This is a genomic window from Hydrogenophaga sp. (assembly GCF_048549895.1).
Lineage (GTDB): Bacteria > Pseudomonadota > Gammaproteobacteria > Burkholderiales > Burkholderiaceae_C > Hydrogenophaga.
Window position 1 is genome coordinate 1 of record NZ_JBLYYB010000107.1, and the last position, 19,350, is coordinate 19,350.

General features: G+C 65.2%; 25 protein-coding genes. 17 read left to right on the forward strand and 8 right to left on the reverse strand.

The features are described from left to right. Positions 1–56 precede the first annotated feature (56 nt). The 10 genes from ACN4F8_RS11605 (at position 57) to fliR (ending at position 5,415) form a co-directional block, all read left to right on the forward strand. Positions 57–458 carry a hypothetical protein gene (locus ACN4F8_RS11605; RefSeq protein ID WP_419473746.1) on the forward strand — a complete coding sequence of 134 codons (402 nt, stop codon included), beginning with the start codon at positions 57–59 and terminating at the stop codon, positions 456–458. A 161-nt stretch (positions 459–619) separates the two neighbouring features. Beyond that, positions 620–847, forward strand: a complete 228-nt coding sequence (locus tag ACN4F8_RS11610; protein WP_419473747.1) for a hypothetical protein — start codon at positions 620–622, stop codon at positions 845–847. 15 nt (positions 848–862) lie between these two features. Next, positions 863–982, forward strand: a complete 120-nt coding sequence (locus tag ACN4F8_RS11615) for a zinc-ribbon domain containing protein (RefSeq protein ID WP_419473748.1) — start codon at positions 863–865, stop codon at positions 980–982. A gap of 220 nt (positions 983–1,202) precedes the next feature. Further along, positions 1,203–1,778, forward strand: a complete 576-nt coding sequence (locus ACN4F8_RS11620; protein ID WP_419473749.1) for a flagellar basal body-associated FliL family protein — start codon at positions 1,203–1,205, stop codon at positions 1,776–1,778. A gap of 15 nt (positions 1,779–1,793) precedes the next feature. Beyond that, a complete protein-coding gene (gene fliM / locus ACN4F8_RS11625; RefSeq protein ID WP_419473750.1) occupies positions 1,794–2,798 on the forward strand; it encodes a flagellar motor switch protein FliM in 1,005 nt (334 codons plus the stop codon). Next, complete coding sequence (gene fliN / locus ACN4F8_RS11630; RefSeq protein WP_419473751.1) at positions 2,788–3,213, forward strand: flagellar motor switch protein FliN; 426 nt, start codon at positions 2,788–2,790, stop codon at positions 3,211–3,213. The genes fliM and fliN overlap by 11 nt, the downstream gene beginning before the upstream one ends. A 3-nt stretch (positions 3,214–3,216) precedes the next feature. Continuing rightward, entirely contained in the window at positions 3,217–3,573 is a 357-nt protein-coding gene (locus ACN4F8_RS11635; RefSeq protein ID WP_419473752.1) for a FliO/MopB family protein, read from the forward strand. Further along, complete coding sequence (fliP, locus tag ACN4F8_RS11640) at positions 3,560–4,357, forward strand: flagellar type III secretion system pore protein FliP (protein ID WP_419473753.1); 798 nt, start codon at positions 3,560–3,562, stop codon at positions 4,355–4,357. Before ACN4F8_RS11635 ends, fliP begins: the two co-directional genes overlap by 14 nt. Before the next feature lie 7 nt (positions 4,358–4,364). Beyond that, on the forward strand, positions 4,365–4,634 hold the full coding sequence (gene fliQ, locus ACN4F8_RS11645; protein ID WP_291217287.1) for a flagellar biosynthesis protein FliQ: 270 nt from the start codon (positions 4,365–4,367) through the stop codon (positions 4,632–4,634). 13 nt (positions 4,635–4,647) lie between these two features. Further along, a complete protein-coding gene (gene fliR / locus ACN4F8_RS11650; protein ID WP_419473754.1) occupies positions 4,648–5,415 on the forward strand; it encodes a flagellar biosynthetic protein FliR in 768 nt (255 codons plus the stop codon). Between the two features lie 22 nt (positions 5,416–5,437). Here the strand turns inward: fliR and ACN4F8_RS11655 are convergent, their stop codons facing one another. The 4 genes from ACN4F8_RS11655 to ACN4F8_RS11670 form a co-directional block, all read right to left on the reverse strand. After that, the gene (locus ACN4F8_RS11655; protein WP_419473755.1) at positions 5,438–6,763 is read right to left on the reverse strand and encodes a type II toxin-antitoxin system HipA family toxin; all 1,326 of its coding nucleotides are present in this window, start codon (positions 6,761–6,763) and stop codon (positions 5,438–5,440) included. Continuing rightward, entirely contained in the window at positions 6,753–7,097 is a 345-nt protein-coding gene (locus ACN4F8_RS11660; RefSeq protein ID WP_419473756.1) for a helix-turn-helix domain-containing protein, read from the reverse strand. Before ACN4F8_RS11660 ends, ACN4F8_RS11655 begins: the two co-directional genes overlap by 11 nt. A 104-nt stretch (positions 7,098–7,201) precedes the next feature. Next, positions 7,202–7,948 carry a sulfite exporter TauE/SafE family protein gene (locus ACN4F8_RS11665; protein WP_419473757.1) on the reverse strand — a complete coding sequence of 249 codons (747 nt, stop codon included), beginning with the start codon at positions 7,946–7,948 and terminating at the stop codon, positions 7,202–7,204. 7 nt (positions 7,949–7,955) lie between these two features. Next, positions 7,956–8,390: a hypothetical protein gene (locus tag ACN4F8_RS11670; protein ID WP_419473758.1), complete on the reverse strand. Its 435-nt coding sequence runs from the start codon at positions 8,388–8,390 to the stop codon at positions 7,956–7,958. Positions 8,391–8,554: 164 nt separating this feature from the next. On the opposite strand from ACN4F8_RS11670, the gene ACN4F8_RS11675 reads away from it, so the two are divergent. Then, complete coding sequence (locus ACN4F8_RS11675) at positions 8,555–8,950, forward strand: VOC family protein (protein ID WP_419473759.1); 396 nt, start codon at positions 8,555–8,557, stop codon at positions 8,948–8,950. Positions 8,951–8,962: 12 nt separating this feature from the next. On the opposite strand, the gene ACN4F8_RS11680 is transcribed toward ACN4F8_RS11675, so the two are convergent. The 4 genes from ACN4F8_RS11680 to ACN4F8_RS11695 all read right to left on the reverse strand — a co-directional run bounded on the left by ACN4F8_RS11680 (position 8,963) and on the right by ACN4F8_RS11695 (position 13,422). Next, positions 8,963–10,543, reverse strand: a complete 1,581-nt coding sequence (locus ACN4F8_RS11680; RefSeq protein WP_419473760.1) for an MFS transporter — start codon at positions 10,541–10,543, stop codon at positions 8,963–8,965. A 166-nt stretch (positions 10,544–10,709) separates the two neighbouring features. Further along, positions 10,710–11,477 carry a PEP-CTERM sorting domain-containing protein gene (locus tag ACN4F8_RS11685; RefSeq protein ID WP_419473761.1) on the reverse strand — a complete coding sequence of 256 codons (768 nt, stop codon included), beginning with the start codon at positions 11,475–11,477 and terminating at the stop codon, positions 10,710–10,712. A 198-nt stretch (positions 11,478–11,675) separates the two neighbouring features. Further along, positions 11,676–12,305 carry a response regulator transcription factor gene (locus ACN4F8_RS11690; RefSeq protein ID WP_159607980.1) on the reverse strand — a complete coding sequence of 210 codons (630 nt, stop codon included), beginning with the start codon at positions 12,303–12,305 and terminating at the stop codon, positions 11,676–11,678. After that, positions 12,283–13,422 carry an ATP-binding protein gene (locus ACN4F8_RS11695; RefSeq protein WP_419473762.1) on the reverse strand — a complete coding sequence of 380 codons (1,140 nt, stop codon included), beginning with the start codon at positions 13,420–13,422 and terminating at the stop codon, positions 12,283–12,285. Before ACN4F8_RS11695 ends, ACN4F8_RS11690 begins: the two co-directional genes overlap by 23 nt. 180 nt (positions 13,423–13,602) lie before the next feature. Here ACN4F8_RS11695 and ACN4F8_RS11700 point away from each other — a divergent pair, with 180 nt between their 5' ends. From ACN4F8_RS11700 to ACN4F8_RS11725, 6 genes are all read left to right on the forward strand, one after another. Beyond that, positions 13,603–14,046 carry a hypothetical protein gene (locus tag ACN4F8_RS11700; RefSeq protein ID WP_419473763.1) on the forward strand — a complete coding sequence of 148 codons (444 nt, stop codon included), beginning with the start codon at positions 13,603–13,605 and terminating at the stop codon, positions 14,044–14,046. 68 nt (positions 14,047–14,114) lie between these two features. Continuing rightward, positions 14,115–14,477 carry a response regulator gene (locus ACN4F8_RS11705; RefSeq protein WP_056268669.1) on the forward strand — a complete coding sequence of 121 codons (363 nt, stop codon included), beginning with the start codon at positions 14,115–14,117 and terminating at the stop codon, positions 14,475–14,477. A 46-nt stretch (positions 14,478–14,523) separates the two neighbouring features. Beyond that, entirely contained in the window at positions 14,524–16,653 is a 2,130-nt protein-coding gene (locus ACN4F8_RS11710) for a chemotaxis protein CheA (RefSeq protein WP_419473764.1), read from the forward strand. A 60-nt stretch (positions 16,654–16,713) separates the two neighbouring features. Next, positions 16,714–17,604 carry a CheR family methyltransferase gene (locus ACN4F8_RS11715; RefSeq protein ID WP_419473765.1) on the forward strand — a complete coding sequence of 297 codons (891 nt, stop codon included), beginning with the start codon at positions 16,714–16,716 and terminating at the stop codon, positions 17,602–17,604. Between the two features lie 10 nt (positions 17,605–17,614). Beyond that, on the forward strand, positions 17,615–18,244 hold the full coding sequence (gene cheD, locus ACN4F8_RS11720) for a chemoreceptor glutamine deamidase CheD (RefSeq protein ID WP_419473766.1): 630 nt from the start codon (positions 17,615–17,617) through the stop codon (positions 18,242–18,244). Positions 18,245–18,274: 30 nt separating this feature from the next. Continuing rightward, positions 18,275–19,350, forward strand: a 1,076-nt coding sequence (locus ACN4F8_RS11725; RefSeq protein ID WP_419473767.1) for a protein-glutamate methylesterase/protein-glutamine glutaminase, incomplete at its 3' end; no start/stop codon positions are given.

A 19,350-nucleotide genomic window follows, 5' to 3' on the forward strand; every position in this document is an offset into this window, starting at 1 on the left:
GAACTCGTCCGTGAAGCTCCTTCGGGTTCTTGTCATGCCTATCTCCTGAACACATCATGTCATTGGATGTGTCCGGGAAACTGGGGGAAGCCCAGAGCGCCTCGTCGGAGCCCTCAGCCGTTCTGGCCGCACTGGCCGCCGAGATCGAGGCCCATCGTCACGGCTATGGAAAGCTCAAGCCCAAAGTCCGCAAAGAACTGCTCAGCGGACTTGCTGGCGCCTTCGGCCTGCTGCTGCGCCACCAAGCGCACTGGAACTGGGTCGATCTGCCAGTGACCTCCCGTGCCTGGGACTTGGGGCTGAAATCGCCCAACGGCAGTCACGCACTGTGTCTGAACCAGGTCATGGTGCGCCAACTCACCTCACCCGAGCCATCCACCATCGTCTTGCTCTTCAACATGATCGCCGCCGGCAATCTGCCCGACGGACAGCCCGGTGATCACGTGGCGATTGGGTAGAAGGCCAAGTGCCTGTGTGCGCTCGGCCTGCAACACCCGGTGCTTCCGAAACGCCACAAGGCAAACACGCACGTTGGTCGCAGACTCCGCACGCCAACTGAACACGGACTGCCGGCTGTGGCCAAACCTTGAAACCTGCAAAGACGCATGGCGTTTCGATCATGAAAGCACGTCGCAAATCCAAGGCCTCGATCAAAACAACTTCTGTTCGCAAGAAAGCGCGGGCGAAGGCCAACAGCGTCAAGCCTGACATCCCTTTACCAGCCGACTGGCCGCAGTACACCACCCGCGAGTACTACACGTGGATGATGAGGGGAATGCCCCAAGACGCCATCGTGGCCAATTGGTCTCAGCACTCGCCTCATCATTCGCACAGCCCCATCTTCTGATACCAGGACAAATTGTTGTCGTGCAGAGATTGCGGGGCTGAGTTCGTGTTTACGAAGAACGAGCAGCGCGTCTGGTACGAGGAATACAAGCTCCCCGTCCAGGTGAAAGCCGTTTGCTGCACCACTTGTCGTTAGAGGCAGAGAAAAGAAAAAGGACCGGCCAAAGGCTGATCCTTTTGCAGGCGGGGAGACGGAGCGCTCCTCCTTCGTAGCCAGCTTGGCTTCCCTATTGAACTGCTTTTCACGTCCTTTTCCGAAGACCGGCACCCGGGCCCCCGCCCAATAATTCTTCAAACCCCACACGTTTCCCGCGTGTGATGCCCTCCTCCCAGCGGGGGCCTTTTGAAGGATGACCATGTCTGCTGCCGCCGCCACCGCCACCGCTGCTCCCGCCGAGAAGCCGAAGAAGAGCAAGAAGCTGCTGTTCATCATCATCGGCGTGGTGGTGCTGGCGCTGATCGGTGCCGCCGGCGCGCTGTTCGTGCTCAAGAAGAACACCGCCGAAGACGACGAGTACGCCGACGACGAGCCAGCGGCCCACGTGGCCAAGGACCCCAAGCTCGCGCCTGTGTTCATGCCGCTGGAGAACATGGTGGTCAACCTCGCCGACCCCGGTGGCACCCGCTTCATCCAGCTCGGCCTCACGCTGCAGTTGCAAGACGCCAAGACAGAAGCCGACGTGAAGATCTACATGCCCAGCATCCGCAGCGACATCCTGTTGCTGATCTCGCAGCGCACCGCCGACGAGATGCTCCAGGTGCAGGGCAAGGCCAAGCTGGCCAAAGACATCATCGCGGCGATCTCCAAGGAAATGGGCTACGCAATGCCCGAGCCCGCCGCTGCGGAAGAAGGCGCATCGAAGAAGAAAAAAGCGAAGGCCGCACCCAACCCGGTGCAGGCCGTGCTGTTCTCCAGCCTCATCGTTCAGTGATCCGGGTACACCACCATGGCTGACGCATTTCTGTCCCAGGAAGAGATCGACGCCCTGCTCGAAGGCGTCACGGGCGAGAGCCAGAAGCTCGCCAAGGAAGACACGCCCAGCGGCGGTGTGCGCGACTACAACCTGCAAAGTCAGGAGCGCATTGTGCGTGGGCGCATGCCCACCATGGAGATCGTCAACGAGCGTTTCTCGCGCAACCTGCGCCTGGGCCTGTTCAACTTCATCCGCCGCAGCCCCGAAATCTCGGTGGGCGCGGTGCAGGTGCAAAAGTACAGCGCCTTCCTGCGCGAACTGGTGGTGCCCACCAACTTCAACATCATGGCCATCCGCCCGCTGCGCGGCAACGGTCTGGTGGTGTGCGAGCCCACGCTGCTGTTCGGCGTGATCGACAGCCTGTTTGGTGGCAACGGCAAGTTCCACACCCGCATCGAAGGCCGCGACTTCTCACCCACCGAACAGCGCGTGATCAACCGCCTGGTGGACGTGGTGGCCGAGGAATACAAAAAGGCCTGGCGCGGCGTTTACCCGATCGAGCTGCACTACCAGCGCTCGGAGATGCAGCCCCAGTTCGCCACCATCGCCACCCCCAGCGAGATCGTGGTCTCCACCAGCTTCACGCTGGAGATCGGCGACATCACCGGCTCGTTGCACATCTGCATTCCCTACGCCACGCTGGAGCCAATCCGCGACGTGCTGTATTCCAGCGTGCAAGGCGACGCCATCGAGGTCGACCGCCGCTGGGTCAAGTTGCTCAGCCACGAGATCCAGGCGGCCGAGGTGACCATGGTCGCCGAGCTGGCCCAGACCGAGGCCACGGTGGAGCAGTTGCTGGCCATGCAGGTGGGCGACTTCATCGAACTTGATCGCAACCCCGCGATCCAGGCCCATGTGGACGGGGTGCCGATTTTCGAATGCCAATACGGCACCCACAAAGGCAAATACGCGCTTCGCGTGGAACGCAATCTGCGCGGCATCGACACGAACTGGCTCGGAGAAAACCATGTCAACTGACACCCCTTCGCAAGAATCCATCGCCGACGACTGGGCGCAGGCCCTGGAAGAACAGTCGATCACCAGCGGCGGCAACGACGGTCCGCACGTCTTCGACGCCACGGCCAAGCCGGTTGCGGCGGGTTCGGGCAACAGCAGCGGCAACCCGATGCACGACATCCAGATGGTGCTGGACATCCCGGTGCAGCTCTCGGTGGAACTGGGCCGCACGCGCGTGCCGATCAAGTACATCCTGCAGCTCGCACAGGGCTCCATCGTCGAGCTCGATGCGCTCGCTGGCGAGCCCATGGACGTGCTGGTCAACGGCTACCTGATCGCCCAGGGCGAGGTGGTGGTGGTGAACGACAAGTTCGGCATCCGGTTGACCGACATCGTGACCCCATCCGAGCGCATGAAGCGCGTCAGTCGGACCTGATCCATGTTGCAAAACGCCATGCCCGCGCTGCTGCTGCTTGCCTTGATGGTGGGCCTGGCCTTCGCCCTGAAGTGGGCGCGTCGCCGCCTGCCCGGCATTGCCGGCCACAGCGGCCCGGCGCTGCGCGTGCTCTCCAGCCTCTCGCTGGGTCCGCAGCAACGCGTGGTCACGGTGCAGGTGGGTGACGGTGCCGAGCGCGTCTGTCTGGTGCTGGGTGTGGCCTCGGGCAGCGTGACCGCGCTGCACCAGATGCCCTTGCCGGCCGAGCTGCCTGCCGTGCCTGGCGATCCTTCTGCCCCGGCCTCCGGTTTCGCCGCTCGCCTCTCACAACTCATGAAGGCCCCGAATGCGCCCCGTTAACCTGATGCGAGGCGGTCTCGTCTTCGGCGCGCTCGCACTGTGCGCCGCAGGTGCCTGGGCACAGGCCCTGCCCATTCCCGCCGTGCCTGCAGCCGCAACCGCCACCACCGGCCCCTCGCTGCCCTTGATGATCGGTCAGGGCAGTGGCAGCACCAGCTATTCGGTGCCGATCCAGACCCTGCTCTTCTTCACCGCGCTGTCCTTCCTGCCAGCGGTTCTGCTGCTCATGACGGGCTTCACCCGCATCGTGATCGTGCTCTCGCTGCTGCGCCAGGCCTTGGGCACGCAGTCGGCCCCGCCCAACCAGGTGATCGTCGGCCTCTCGCTGTTCCTCACCCTGTTCGTGATGGGTCCCACGCTGGACAAGGTGTACGCCGATGCCTACGAGCCCTACTCGCGCAACGCCATCACCTTCGACCAGGCGCTCGAACGCGGCCAGGCTCCGATGCGCGAGTTCATGCTCAAACAAACACGCCAGTCCGACTTTGAACTCTTCGCCAAGCTGGCCAAGCTGCCGAACGAGGTGACGGCCGAGAACGCACCGTTTCGCGTGCTGGTGCCGGCGTTTGTCACCAGCGAGCTCAAGACCGCGTTCCAGATCGGTTTCATGATCTTCATTCCCTTTCTGGTGATCGACATGGTGGTCGCCAGCGTGCTCATGTCGCTGGGCATGATGATGCTGTCGCCGGTGCTGGTGGCACTGCCGTTCAAGCTCATGCTCTTCGTGCTGGCCGATGGCTGGAACCTGCTCATCGGCTCCCTCGCCGCTTCGTTCGCACAGTAGGTAAAACATGGATCCCCAAGCCGCTCTCACGATGGCGCAGAACGCGCTCTTCATGTTGCTCATGGTGGCCGCCCCCGTGCTGGCCACGGTGCTGGTGGTGGGCCTGGTGGTGAGCCTGTTCCAGGCCATCACGCAGATCAACGAGGCCACGCTGGCCTTTGTGCCCAAGCTGATCGCGGCCATCGCGGTGTTCGCCATCGCCGGGCCGTGGATGATGACCACCATGGTCGAGTTCATCCGCAGCACGATCCTCTCCATTCCAAATTACGCGATCTGATCGCGCACTGACCATGCCCACGTTCACCGAAGCGCAGGTGATGGCGCTGGTCTCGCCGGTGTTCTGGCCTTTCCTGCGCATCCTCGCGGTGTTTTCCAGCGCACCCATCTTCTCGTCGCGCTCGGTGCCGTTGCGCACGCGCGTGGCGCTGGCGTTTCTGGTGGCGGTGTGCGCTCAGGCCGGTCTGTCCGAGCAACCCATGGTCGCGCTCAACGACCCGCAGGCGTTTTCGGTCGTGATGCAACAGGTGGTGGTGGGCATCGCCATTGGCCTGGCCGTGCGCATCGTGTTCGCCTCGGTGGAGCTCGCAGGCGAGATCATCGGTCTGCAGATGGGCCTGAACTTCGCGGGCTTCTTCGACCCTTCGACCAACGCGCAGTCGAGCACCGTGGGCCGCTTCTTCGGCAACACCACCATGCTGCTGTTCGTGGTGATGGGGGGGCACCTCATGCTGCTGCAGGCGGTGATCGCCAGTTTCAACACCTTCCCCGTGGGTGGCGGCGCGCTCGATTCGATCAACCGCATGCAATTGCACGAACTCGGCGCGGTGGTGTTCCGCTACGGCCTGTGGATCGCCCTGCCCATGATCGGCATGCTGCTGTTCGTCAACATCGTGCTGGGCTTCGTCTCGCGCATCGCACCCCAGATGAATGCGTTTGCCATCGGCTTCCCGCTCACGCTCTCGGCCGGCCTGGTGGGCATTGCCTTCACACTGCCCATGCTGGACGCGCCGGTGCTCGCGCTCATGAAGCTGGCCACCGAGATATTCACCGGCGGCTGAAGCGCAACCGAACCGCGCTGGCTCAGCGGAATATTCTGGGCGTGCCTGTCTTGGGCTTTCGCACGGCAGATCGGCTGCGGGCGGAGCGGTCGGGTGGCGTGCGGTGCAGGTCGCGCTGGGCCAGCAAATCCGGGCGATCGATGAACTCGCCGAGCGCTTGCAAATCGCCCGCCGTGACGCCCAGCGCCCGAAAGTGCGCTTGCCAGCCGTCCACCTCGCGCACGACCTCGCTGACGATGGCACGCGCCTCGCCTTCCTCCAGTCCGAAATCCCGGTGCACCGACAGTGCTGCCTCCAGGTCGGGGTCGACCACATCGTCGGCAACCATGAACTCGTGAGCGATGGCGCCCGAGCCGGTGGTGACGACATCGAAGGCCTCGCTGAGGTTGAACACCGGCTCGCCCCGGATCAACTCGCAGGTCACTGCATGGTTCTTTTCGTGGTCGTCGGTGTTCGCGATCAGGACGTTGAAGACCATGCGCCGAAACAGATCCTGCAGTTGCGCGTCCAGGCTCGGCACGTGGCCCAGGGCACGCAGGCGTCGCGCCAGATGTGGGTAGCCGAACTGCGGCTCTTCGCCCGAGGGCGTTGCAGCGCGCAGCAGCGTTGCCGCAGAGATGCTGTGCACGCGAGCGGCGGGTGTGCGGTCAAAGCGGCGCACGGCAACAGCGTTCTCCGCCGGCAAGGAGATCACCTGCGTCTGCGCCACCCGAATGCCCGCGCGCGCCGCCAACGTCATGCAGGCGTGCTCCACCAGGGGTTGGTCCCACGCCTCGCCGTCAAAGAACTTGACCACCCACTCCCGATCGCCGATGCCGATCACGGCCTTGGGCTTGGCCCCGCCCAGGCTTCCCCCCGCCATCAGCAGCGCACGGCGTTGTTCGTCAAGCTCACCCTCGCCGCTTTGCACCACGGCCGCCGCTGCCGCCAGCGTGGGCACGTCGCTCAACCGTGGCAACGGGCGGTGGTTGAACGGCTCGTAGGCGTTCTCTGAACCGCACACGCCCAAGGCGCCAAACCGGTCGTCGCCCGCGAGGTAGAGGTGGTCTCGCAGCGTGGCACCCCGCTTGTAGAGGTAGCGAATCACCTTCTCGCCCCAGCGGTCCGGGCGCGCATCGTCCAGCGCCCCCGCCGCGGCAGGCTCGCGACCGCGCCGGTGAGAAGGCGCATAGGTCATCTCGCGCAACGGCATGTCCTCGCTCAGCGCAAAACCGTCTTCAAGCCAGTGGCGCGCATAGCGCAGGCTGGCGTCGCCATTGCTCAGCCGCCCGATCTCACCGATGAGGCGCGGTTGTGCCGGGTTCGCCAGGTACCAGGCAAACAGCCGCTCGGGCACATCAACGGCCATCGCCATCGCCTCGTTTGGGCTGACTCGCCTTGCGCTGACGGCTCAGCTGAACCTGATGCGCGCGCCGGGCGAGCTGCTTGCCCCGGTCAATCGCCTCTCCCACATCGAGCTCGATGGCCTCGCGATCGAATTCCGGGGCGGCAATACGGGCGAATTCGCTGTCGCGCCCGATCAGCCACAGCGCCTGCGCATACGCCCCCAGCGACACCGTGGGGTCACCGTTTTCCATTTTGCTCAGGGTGGGCACCGACACACCGATGCGTCGAGCGCGCGTGGCCAGCGATTCCTTGCGGCGCACCCGCGCCAGCGCCAGGTGTGAGCCCATGGTTTCCATGGCGCTCAGCGTGGCAGGCGTCAGGTTCAAAAGGGCTTGCGATTGCTTTGACATACAAATAGATTTTATCTTTGTATGACTTTATGTCAAATTCTAATTAACTTCTAAACCAGCAGGCGCGGCACCGCCGCCACCAGCATGGCCACGCCCGAGAGCGCCAGCAGCGACAGCACCAGCTTGCGAAACGCCGCCTCGCTCAGGCCCACATAGAGCTTCGCACCGAGCAACACCGGCACCAGCAGCGCCACGGCCACCACCGGCAGCAGCGGCCAGATGTCGCGCGTCACGGCACCCGTGGCCACGTAGCCGAGCATGGTGGCTGAGAGGGCTGCGAGGTTGAAGTTCTGCACGATGGCGCGCTGGCGGTCTTTCTCCATGCCGCGCAGCGTGCACCACAGCGTGGGCACCACGCCGGTGAAACCGCCGATGCCGCCCATGAAGCCGCCCGCCGCGCCGGCCACACCATCGGCCAGACGCCCGCCGCGCGAGACGCGCGGCAGCTTTGTTGACAGCAGCATGGCCGGGCACCACACCACCAGCACGCTGCCCAGGATCAGCTTGAACAGGTCGGCGTTGAGGTGCGGCAGCACCGCCACCCCGACGGGCACGCCCACCGCACCACCGGCCAGAAACGGCCACAGCGCCGGCCAGCGAAAGCCGCGCCGGGTGGTGAACACCGCCACGAGCTGGCCGGTGAGTGAGCCGAACACCGCCAGCACCGCGGCCACGCGCGGGTCGATGCCCCAGACCCAGAACGACATGGCCACCATGCTGAAAGCAAAGCCCGAGAGTCCCTGCACAAAACCGGCCACCGCCGCGCCAACCACCAGCAACCAGAGTTCGGGTGTCATGTCGGTCTCATTCCCAGGTGATGCGGGTCAGCTTCCAGTCGTCCGACACGCGCCGCCACTCCAGCCGCACGTTGTAGGGCTCCGCGCGCTCCGGTATCAGCCCCTGCGCGCCCGTGACCAGCACCTGCGCCTGCGTGAGGCCCGACTGCGCTGCGGTCGGGTCGATGCTGCTCTTGCGCGTGACCGCGATCACCTTGACGCTGGCATAGCGCAGGAACATGAGCGTCATGGTCTTGCGCGCCCACTCCCGGTCCAGGCCGTCCTGCGCCTGGAAGCTGGCATCGAGCTGGTCGATCACGGCACTGGTGTCCTTGGCTTCCAGGTTGTACTGCAGCGTCTGCACCGCCGCCTCCAGCTCGGCCTGGGGATCGGTCTTCCCGCAGGCGGACAAGGTGAGGGTCAGCGCGAGGAACAACGGGGCAAGCAAGGTTCGTCGGTACATCGTCGGTCTTTCAAAACGGGGTTGAACAACGGGAGGGCACTGTCTGCATTCTTACCGCTGCGGAACTGGTCACACCCGAGCGTTCGGCCTATGCTGACAGACCCGGCACCTGAACCGGTTGCTTGCGTCTTCCGGGGTCATCGAGCCGGGCGAAAGGACTGCACATGTTGACCCATGCATCCGTCACGACCATGCTGCCTGTCATCGACATGGCACGCGCCCGCGCTTTCTACGAGGGCTCGCTGGGCTTGCAACCCGGTGGCCTCAAGCCCGACGGCAAGTTTGTCTACGCGGTGGGGGGCAGCACGCTGGCGCTGTTTCCCAAACCCGAAGGCACCAAGGCCGACCACACCGCGATCAGCTTCCAGGTGGCCGACATCGCCGCCAGCATCGCCGAACTCCAGCGTGCGGGCGTGGCCTTCGAGAGCTACGACTTTCCGGGCCTGAAGACGATCGACCACGTGTGCGTGCTGGGCTCGGAGAAAGCGGCCTGGTTCAAGGACACCGAGGGCAACTACCTCTGCCTGCACGAGGACCTGGCGCCGGACGCGGCGCGCTGAAGCCCCGCGGCCTCAGCGCTCCGCGATGTAGTGCGACATGGTCGCGCTCTCACCTTCGGCGAGAAACGCGCGGATCTCGGTTTCCAGCGCGCGGTCGGCCACGGTGGCGCGGGCGCGCTGGTGCAAATAATCGGCCCACGAGGCCACGATGAAGCGCTCCACATAGCGCGAGGGCTCGCCCAGGTCGCGGTAGACGCGCCAGAAACTCGCGCCGTCGCGCCGGCGCGGGTCTTTCATGCGGGCAATGGTGTCCAGAAACGCCTGGTCCACGCCGGGGCGGATGCGGTAACCCACCTCCACCGCCACCGGGCCGGCGGCCGGGCTGGGCTCGTCCACCACGAAGAGTTCGTCCCACGGCGTGCCTTGGGTCACTTCGTGCAGCCCACCCATGCGCAGCGGAAACGGACGCACCAGCAGCAGGCCGGCGGCCATGACCACACCGGCGGCCACCAGCGCGGCGGTGAGGCCGGCGATGTCGGACACCGCGCCCCAGAAGGCCGAGCCGATGGCAAACGCCCCCAGCGCAGAGACGATGTGCAACGCCACGGCGCGTGATCGCACCCAGGGCGGCGCGCTGGCCTGGGTGGCGGTGTTGAAGGTGGACATGGTGGCCATCCACGCGGCGCCGCCAAAGGCCATGGCGATGTAGACCACCCAGGGCACGCGCACCCACGCGGCGAGCAGCATGGCCGCAGCAAACACCGCGCAACTCACCGAAACGATGGCGTCCAGCGCAAAACGCGCGCGCAGCCGGCCAATGACCAGGCCCGAGGCCACCGCGCCGGTGCCCAGACAACCCATGAGCAAACCAAAACCCTCGGCCCCGGTGCCCAACTGGCGCTGCGCGATCACCGGCAGCAACGCCCACAGCGCCGAGCCGGCCGAGCTGAAGGCCATCACCCGCACCAGCTGCGCCAGGATGATGCGCGAGTGCCAGGCAAAACGCAGGCCGCTCAGCGTGCCACCCCACAGGCGCTCGGGCGGCAGGCTTGACGGCGGGTGCGCGCGCGGCGGCCAGCGGCGGATCGACTCCCACATCACCAGCGTGGTGAACACCGTGACCACAAACACCCAGCCCGCGCCCAGCCGGGCAAACAGCAGACCGGCCAGCGTGGGGCCGATGGCGCGCGCCGCGTTGTAGGCGATGCCGATGGCGGTGATGGCCTGCGGCCATTCCTCGCGCGGCACCGGGTCGACCACCGAGGAGTTCCACGCTGGCGTGAGCACCGCCGTGCAGCAGCCGCACACAAACACCAGAAACAGCACCGAACCCGGCCCGCCCCAACCCGCCAGCACCAGCACGGCCAGCAAAGTGCAGGCGGCCACCTGCGCGATAAGCGCGCCGGAGATCAGGCGGCGGCGGTCGGTGGTGTCGGCCAGCACACCGGCGGGCAAGGCCAGCAGAAACATGGGCAGGAACACCGCCGTTTGAACCAGCGCGGCCAGAAACGACGAACCGGTGAGCTCCACCATGAGCCAGGCCGCAGCCATGGTCTGCATGCCCGCGCCGATGAAGAAGATCGCGCCGCAGATCCACAGCCCGCGAAATGCGGGCTGGCGCAGGGGACTCCAGATGGAGGTGGCAACGGTCATGGGCCATTATTCAGCAGGCGACCGCACGGCATGCCCATGGCATGTCTCGCCACAGAATCACCGTTGTGAATCAGCCGGTGAACGAATTGGGCTGGCGCACGGGGTGAGCGGTCATCAGACGCAAAAAAGCGGCATTGAAGCCGCTTTTTGCCGTTGAACGGGATGTTCAGCGCTGGGCACGTCGCCGGCGCAATGCACCCAGACCCAGCATGGCAACACCCAACAGGGCCAGCGTGCCGGGTTCTGGAATGGCCGAAGGCGATTCAGCCAATGGTGTGATTGGGAGCAATTCGCTCGTGGTCACAGGATCGCTGCTGCCCGAACCATCGCCCGGCTTGGTCGGGAGGTCGGCGATGCCGGCCACCACCTCGTCGACGGAAATCAAGGGCTCTGTCTCTCCCACACCCGGACCGCCGGGAGCGGCGCCGTTCGACGGTGGCGTGGTACCCGCACCGCCCTCGGGATTGCGGCCACCGCCTGGAGGGGAGCCGCCAGCACCATTGGAAGCGACCACTTCCTCACCGGGAACACCGGCACCTGAACCACCCGCGCCCTGACCACCTCCACGCGACGAGCCACCGGGGACCACGCCCGATCCAACGCGCCCGGCGTCCTTGCTGTTGGACGCTTCCTCGCCAGTTGCCCCAGACGAGGTGCCGGAGCCGCCGGACACGCCGTCGCCCTGGTTGTCGGCAGGAGAAATGATTTTCAGCAAAGCAGGCGCATTGAAACCCGGCTCAATGGTTTCATTCACAGGCGTTGCAGGAATACTTTTGCTGTTCACCGTGACATTGGCCACAGCCATCTGATCGCCATTGAATTCACCGATCAGCTTCAACGCATGGATCTTGATGGATGGAACCGACAACGCTGCAACCGACACGGCCACAACCGACAACAATGCGGCCGAAGCCAACTTCAAACAGGTGTTCATGTGGGGGCTTTGAAAATCCATTCGAGACCGCTCTGGACATCAGATGGGCTCAACTCGGGTCATGGGTCGCACGTTGCGTGCCAGGGGATGAATGTCCCTATGTAACAACCAGTTACGAATCCCGGGCAACGGGCGGCGCAAGAAATACCGCGTGAGTGTCAAATTTTTCGACACTCTGCAAACCCGGCGGCCGCCGGGTCAGACGATGCCGTTTCGAATGGCGTACACCGTGAGTTCGGCGTTGTTGGCCAGGTGCAGCTTCTCCAGCACGCGGGCGCGGTACACGCTCACGGTCTTGGGGCTGAGCATGAGTTCTTCGGCAATGTCCGAGAGCTTCTTGCCCGACGCAATCTTCTGCAGGGTCTGCAGTTCGCGCTCCGAGAGGCTGGCGTGCAGTTCCTCGCTCTCGGGCGCGTGCAGGTTGTCCACCAGCATCTGTGCCACGTCGGCGGTCACGTACTTGCGGCCCTGCATCACGGTGCGGATGGCGGCCACCAGCTCGGCGGGTTCGCCGGCCTTGTTGAGGTAACCGCGCGCGCCGGCCCGCAGGCAGCGGATGGCGTACTGGTCTTCCGGGTACATGGAGACCACCAGCGCCTTCACGGTGGAGCCCTCTTCCTTCAAGGCGGCCAGCACCTCCAGGCCACCGCGTCCGGGCATGTTGAGGTCGAGCACGAGCACGTCGCACTCGGTCTTGCGCATGGCTTCGCGCAGTTCGGGGTAGCTGCCGGCTTCGCCCACCACCTGGATATCGGTGGCCTCCGAGATGGTGTCGCGAATCCCGCGTCTCACCACCGCGTGGTCGTCACACAAAATCACCTTGATCATGGGCTTCCTCTGTGGCTTTCGCCGCGTTGTCCGGGGTTTGGGGTGATGTCAGGGGCACCGACAGGATGACCGATGTGCCTTTGGGGGAGGAGCTCACGTCGAGCCAGCCGTCCACCTTGGCGGCACGCTCGCGCAGGCCCAGCAGGCCAAACGACTTGGTTTTGCGCAAGGCCTCCGGCGCCATGCCCTGGCCGTTGTCGGTGACTTCCAGGGTCAGCACGCCTTCGCCATCGCTCAAATCGATCTCCACCGCCGTGGCCTTGGTGTGTTTGGCGATGTTGGTCAGGGCTTCCTGCGCCGTGCGGTAGGCGACCAGTTGCACATCCAGCGGCACGTCGATCTGGTCGGACGACCGCCGGATGGTCACCCGCAGACCGCTGCGGCGCTCGAAGCCACCCGCCAGCCACTGCACGGCGGCCACCAGGCCCTGGTCCAGGATGGGCGGGCGCAGGTTCATCATGATGCGCTGGCTGGCACCCAGGGCGTGTTGCAGCATCTCCATGGCGGTGGTCACGTGCTTGAGCACCTCGGCGTCGGTCTCGCGCCGGCCCACCCAGGCCAGGTCGAGCTTCACGGCCGCCAGCGCGCCGCCGATGTCGTCGTGGATCTCGCGCGCGATGTTGGCGCGTTCCTGCTCGATGCTGGTCTGCAGGTGCTCGGCCAGCTCGGCCAGACGCTGGCGCGATTCGGCCAGCTCGGCAGCGGCCCGTGCGCTGGCACGCCGCGTCTGGGAAATCTCGATCGCCCGCTCGATCACGTGCGAGAGCCGGTGCATGCTGTCCTTGAGCAAGTAGTCGCTCACACCGCGGTGCATCGCATCCACCGCCGCCGTCTCGCCGATGGCGCCCGAGAGGATCACGAACGGAATCTCGATCTGCAGCTCGCGCACCACGTCCCAGGCGTCCATGCCGGTGAAGCCGGGGAGGTGGTAGTCGGCCAGCACCACGTCGAAGCGATCGCTGAGCAGTTCGCGCCTGAAGTCGTCCATGGTGTCCACCAGCACCACGTCGCTGGGCAGCTTGCTGCGCTGCAGGGCAAATTTCACCAGCGCGTGGTCCACGCGCGAATCCTCCAGATGCAGGATGTGAACCGGTGGTTTGTCGAGGTTCTCGGACATGCCTGGTCGGATGTTGGGTGGTGGCGGGATCGCCCCGGGCACTGCGGCGGTCGGTGCCTGCGGCTGGACAACTGGGGAAATGGTGCTGAATTTGACCGGTTATCTGCCGATACAGCTTCTTACAGACCTCGAAAATTGTACTGCCCCCCCTATTCCGTTCCGCCCTACCCGAGCAACAACATGGACCACCTGACGATGCAGCATCCCCCGCCGTGCGTCTCCCTGCCCGTGAATCTGGTGGCCAACCTCCAGGACTCGCTGCTCATGGCCGTGACCGACCTGCAGCGCCTGGAAGGCCTGCTCGACCACGCCACCGCCAACCTCATGGAGCGCTTCGGCACAGCCAACCAGGCCCTGGGTGCGCTGCAAGAAAACCGCCAGGGCGAGCTGGACCCGATCCGGAGCAGCCTGCACCAGGCCGTGACCGAACTGCAGTTCCACGACATGGCCACCCAGTTGATCGTGCACACCGGCAAGGTGCTGCAAAGCTGCGCCTGGCGCCTGGCCGAAGAGGCCATGGAGCCCGAAGAGGGCGAAGTGCCGCTGGGGCTGGACCCGATGCCCGAGCGCCCCAGCCCGGTGACCCAAAGCGAGATGGACGCCGGCTCCATCGACCTGTTCTGATTTCCCCGAATCCCCGATTCAAGACCCCTCGGTATCTGCCGATATTTGACCGAAACACGGAGTAAGCCATGCGATCCATTCTTGCCGTCGACGACTCGGCTTCCATGCGAAAAATGGTGTCGTTCACCCTCACTGGAGCGGGCTACCACGTGGTCGAAGCGGTGGATGGTCAGGACGCTTTCGAGAAAGCCCAGACCCACAGCATCGATCTGGTGCTGACCGACCAGAACATGCCCAACATGGACGGGCTGAGCCTCACGCGCAAGCTGCGCGAGCACCCCAAATTCAAGACCACGCCCATCCTGATCCTGACCACCGAGTCCAGCGACCAGATGAAGCAGGCCGGCCGCAGCGCGGGCGCCACCGGCTGGTTGGTCAAACCCTTCGATCCCAGCCGGTTGATCGAAGTGATCCAAAAAGTCATTCGCTGAACACACACCAACGCGCGCCGCTCACCAGCAGCCAAGGAGACCCCACATGGGTGAAATGATGAACGAAGGTCAGAGCCTGGCCAACGACATTGACCTGAGCCAGTTCTACCAAATCTTCTTTGAAGAAGCCGGCGAAAACCTCGACCAGATGGAGCAGATGCTGCTCGCCCTGGACGTGGAGAAAGCCGACGACGAAGAGCTCAACGCGATCTTCCGCTGCGCGCACTCGATCAAGGGCGGTGCCGCCACCTTCGGCTTTGCCGACGTGGCCGAACTCACGCACCAGATGGAGTCGCTGCTGGACAAGCTGCGCCGCCACGAACTCAACCCGACCGCCGCCATGGTGGACGTGTTGCTCGAATCCAGCGATGCGCTGCGCCTGCAGCTCGCCCACCACCAGGGCCGTGGAAACGACACGCCCGCCACCGGCGACCTGGTCGCCCGCATCTACACGCTGGCCAACGGCGAAGACGCCGTTGCCCCCGTTGCTGAAGCGGCTGCACCTGTGGTGGCCGCACCCGTGGTGGTGGAAGCCCCGACTCCCGCCCCGGCACGCGTGATCAACAAGCCGGTGGTCAAGGCCACCCGCGAGCTTGAAATCCACATCGGTCCGCTGGACAACGTGGCGCAAGCCGACGGTGTGGCCGAACTCTTCCGCGACATCCCCGGCCTGGGCACCATCGAGCCCCTGCCCTGCGACCAGGCCGACAAGCGCGTCTACCGCGCCACCACGACCTCTTCCGACGCCGACCTGATGGACCTCTTCACCTTCCACGTGAGCAAGGAAGAGATCCGCATCGTTGACTGCGCAGCGCCTGCCGACGAAGTGGCAGCGCCGGCCGCCATGGCCCCGGCCGACGGCCAGGACTTCGGCTTTTTCGACGGTGCACCGGGCGTGCCCGCCCACGCCATCGCCGCAGCAGCGCAGGCCACGATCACCGCACCCGATGGCACCGACAAACCCGCTGCAGCACCCAAGGCAGACGCCCGCGCCGCTGCGCCGGCCGCCATGGAGTCGAGCACGCTGCGCGTCTCGGTGAGCAAGGTCGACCAGCTCATCAACCTGGTGGGCGAACTCGTCATCACCCAGGCCATGCTGGCGCAGAAAAGCCGCGAGCTCGACGACGGCGCCAACCAGCCGCTGCTGGCGGGTCTGGCCGACCTCGACCGCAACACCCGCGACCTGCAGGAAGCGGTGATGTCGATCCGCATGATCCCGATGTCGGTGGTGTTCAACCGCTTCCCGCGCATGCTGCGCGACCTCGCCAGCAAGCTGGGCAAAAAGGTCGAGCTGGTCACGCAGGGCGAGTCCACCGAACTCGACAAGGGCCTGGTGGAGAAGATCACCGACCCGCTGACCCACCTGATCCGCAACAGCTGCGACCACGGCATCGAAATGCCGGAAGACCGCCGCGCCAAGGGCAAGACCGAACACGGCACCATCACACTGTCCGCCACACACGAAGGCGGCTCGATCCTGATCGAAGTGCGCGACGACGGCAAAGGCCTCAACCGCGAGAAGTTGTTGAGCAAAGCGCGCGAGAAAGGCATCGACGCACCCGACTCGATGACCGACACCGAGGTCTGGAACCTGATCTTTGCACCCGGCTTCTCCACCGCCGACCAGGTCACCGACGTGTCCGGCCGTGGCGTGGGCATGGACGTGGTCAAGAAGAACATCACCGCGCTCAACGGCACGGTGGAGATCGATTCGGCCGAGGGCTACGGCATGCGCGTCTCGGTGCGCCTGCCGCTCACCCTGGCCATCATGGACGGCATGTCGGTGCGCGTGAGCGACGAGGTCTACATCCTGCCGCTGTCCAGCGTGATCGAGTCGTTCCAGATCAAACCCACCGACATCAACACCCTGGCGCAAGGCGCGCAGGTGGTCAAGGTGCGCGACGAATACATGCCGGTGATCGAACTGGAGCGCGTGTTCCAGGTGCCGCGCTTCGAGCACAGCGGCGCCAGCCCCATCATGGTGGTGGTGGAAGCCGACGGCCAGCGCGTGGCGCTCATGGTTGACGAGCTGCTGGGTCAACAGCAGGTCGTGATCAAGAACCTGGAGTCCAACTACCGGCGCGTGCCCAACGTCTCGGGCGCCACGATCCTGGGCGACGGCAAGGTCGCGCTGATCCTGGACACCTCCAGCCTGGTGCGCCGCTCCAGACACTGAACCCCACGGTCTTTTCCCTGCGCCTTGCGCGCTCTCGCCTCCAACCGGCCAGGACTCCCGATGCTGCACCAGACCCCTTCCCCCCAACGCGTCGCGCGGCCGGTGCCACCACCTCGGTCGGCAGCACCCGAAGACGGCCCGCTGGCCGAAGGCCGCGAGTTCGTCTGGTCCGACGCCGACTTCTCGCGCATCAAGGCGCTGATCTACAAGAAGGCCGGCATCAGCCTGCACGACGGCAAACACGCCATGGTCTACAGCCGCGTCTCGCGCCGCCTGCGCGAGACCGGCCACGACAGCTTCAAGACCTACCTGGACTGGCTCGAACACCACGACGGCGCCGAGTGGCAGGAGTTCATCAACGCGCTGACCACCAACCTCACCGCGTTCTTCCGCGAGCAGCACCACTTCGAGATCCTGGCGCAGATGTTTGCCGCCAGGCGCACGCAAAACTGGCGCATCTGGTGCTCGGCCGCCTCCACCGGCGAGGAGCCGTACTCCATTGCCATGACGGCCACCGAGGGCCTGGGCGCCAGCGGTTCGTTCGAGATCGTCAACAGCGACATCGACACCAAGGTCCTGTCCACCGCGCAGCGCGGTGTCTACAAGGCCGACGGCACCAAGGGCCTGAGCCCCGAGCGCATGCAGCGCTTCTTCATGCGCGGCAAGGGCAGCAACGAAGGCTTCATGCGCGTGAAGCCCGAGCTGCAGAAAAACCTGAGCTTCCAGACCGTCAACCTGATCCAGGACCTGCCGTTTCGCGAACCCTTCGACGTGGTGTTCTGCCGCAACGTGATGATCTATTTCGACGCCGCCACACAGCGCGCCGTGCTGGAGCGCATCCACCGCGTGATGAAACCCGGCGGCATGCTGTTCGTGGGACACGCCGAGAACTTCAGCGACGCACGCAGCCTCTTTGCGCTGCGCGGAAAAACCGTCTACGAACGTCTGTGAAGAAGACCAGATGATCGCGGCCCCCACCTCCACACTCGACCAGCTCAAGGCCCGCAAGGGCAAGCCCGGCGAGGCGAGTTTTTTCTACCACGACCACCACTTCCACCAGGACGCGGTGAAGGTGCTGCCCGGCGAGTACTTCGTGACCGCGGACGACATGATGGTGATGACGGTGCTGGGCTCCTGCATCGCTGCCTGCATCTACGACCCGCGCGTGCGCGTGGGCGGCATGAACCACTTCATGCTGCCCGACGGCGGTACGGACGCAGGCGGGCGCTACGGCTCCTACGCGATGGAACTGCTGATCAACGAAATGATGAAGCTCGGCGCGCGGCGCGAGACCATGCAGGCCAAGGTGTTCGGTGGTGGCCAGGTGATGCACACCTTCACCACCATGAACGTGGGCGAGCGCAACACCCAGTTCGTGCTGGACTATCTGCAGACCGAACGCATCGCGGTGATTTCCAAGGACGTGCTCGACATCCACCCGCGCAAGGTGTGCTACTTCCCCGCCACCGGCAAGGCCATGGTCAAGCGGCTGGCGCATTCGCATCCCGAGACGCTGGAAACCCAGGAACGCAAGAGCAGCGCATCGGTGGTCGCGAAAGCGGTTTCGGGTGGCTCCGTCGATCTGTTCTGAACACACCAACAAGAAGACAAGGAGAGGACCATGGCAAAAATCAAAGTGGTCGTGGTGGACGATTCCGCCCTGGTGCGCAGCCTGCTCACCGAAATCATCAACCGCCAGGCCGACATGACCTGTGTGGGCGCTGCGGCCGACCCGCTGGTGGCCCGCGAGATGATCCGTGAAACCAACCCCGACGTGATCACGCTGGACGTGGAGATGCCGCGCATGGACGGGCTGGAGTTCCTCTCGCGCCTGATGCGCCTGCGGCCCATGCCGGTGGTGATGGTCTCCACCCTCACCGAACAAGGCGCCGAAGCCACGCTGCGCGCGCTCGAACTCGGTGCGGTGGACTTCGTGGCCAAGCCGCGCATCGGCGTGAGCAGCGGTTTGCAGGAGCTGGCCGGTGACATCGTGGACAAGATCCGCGTGGCGGCTGCGGCGCACGTCAAGCGCCTGCCACCCGCACCCGGCGCCGGCTCGGCTCCAACGGGTGCGCCCGAGGCCCCACGCGCTGCGCTGCCGCGCGTGTCCACCGAAAAAATCATCTGCATCGGCGCCTCCACCGGCGGCACCGAAGCCATCCGCGAAGTGCTCATGCCCATGCCGGCCGACGCGCCCGCGATCGTGATCACCCAGCACATGCCGCCCGGTTTCACCACCAGCTTCGCCAACCGGCTCAACACGCTGTGCCGCATCCGCGTGCAGGAGGCTCAGCACGGCCAGCGCATCCTGCCCGGCCACGCCTACATCGCGCCCGGTGGTCACCACCTGCGCATCGACCGCAGCGGCTCCAACTACGTGGCCGTGGTTGAAGACACCGAACCCGTCAACCGCCACCGCCCTTCGGTGGAGGTGCTGTTCAAGTCGGCTGCGCGCGTGCTCGGCCCCAACGCGCTGGGCATCATGCTCACCGGCATGGGCGCCGACGGCGCGCAGGCCATGCGCGAGATGAAAGACGCCGGCAGCTACAACTATGTGCAGGACGAGGCCAGCTGCGTGGTCTTCGGCATGCCCCGCATGGCCATCCAGCATGGCGCGGCGCACGAGGTTCTGCCACTGAGCCAGATCGCCCCCGCGGTGCTGAACCGCCTGGCCAGCGCACCGGCCGGCGTGCGCCA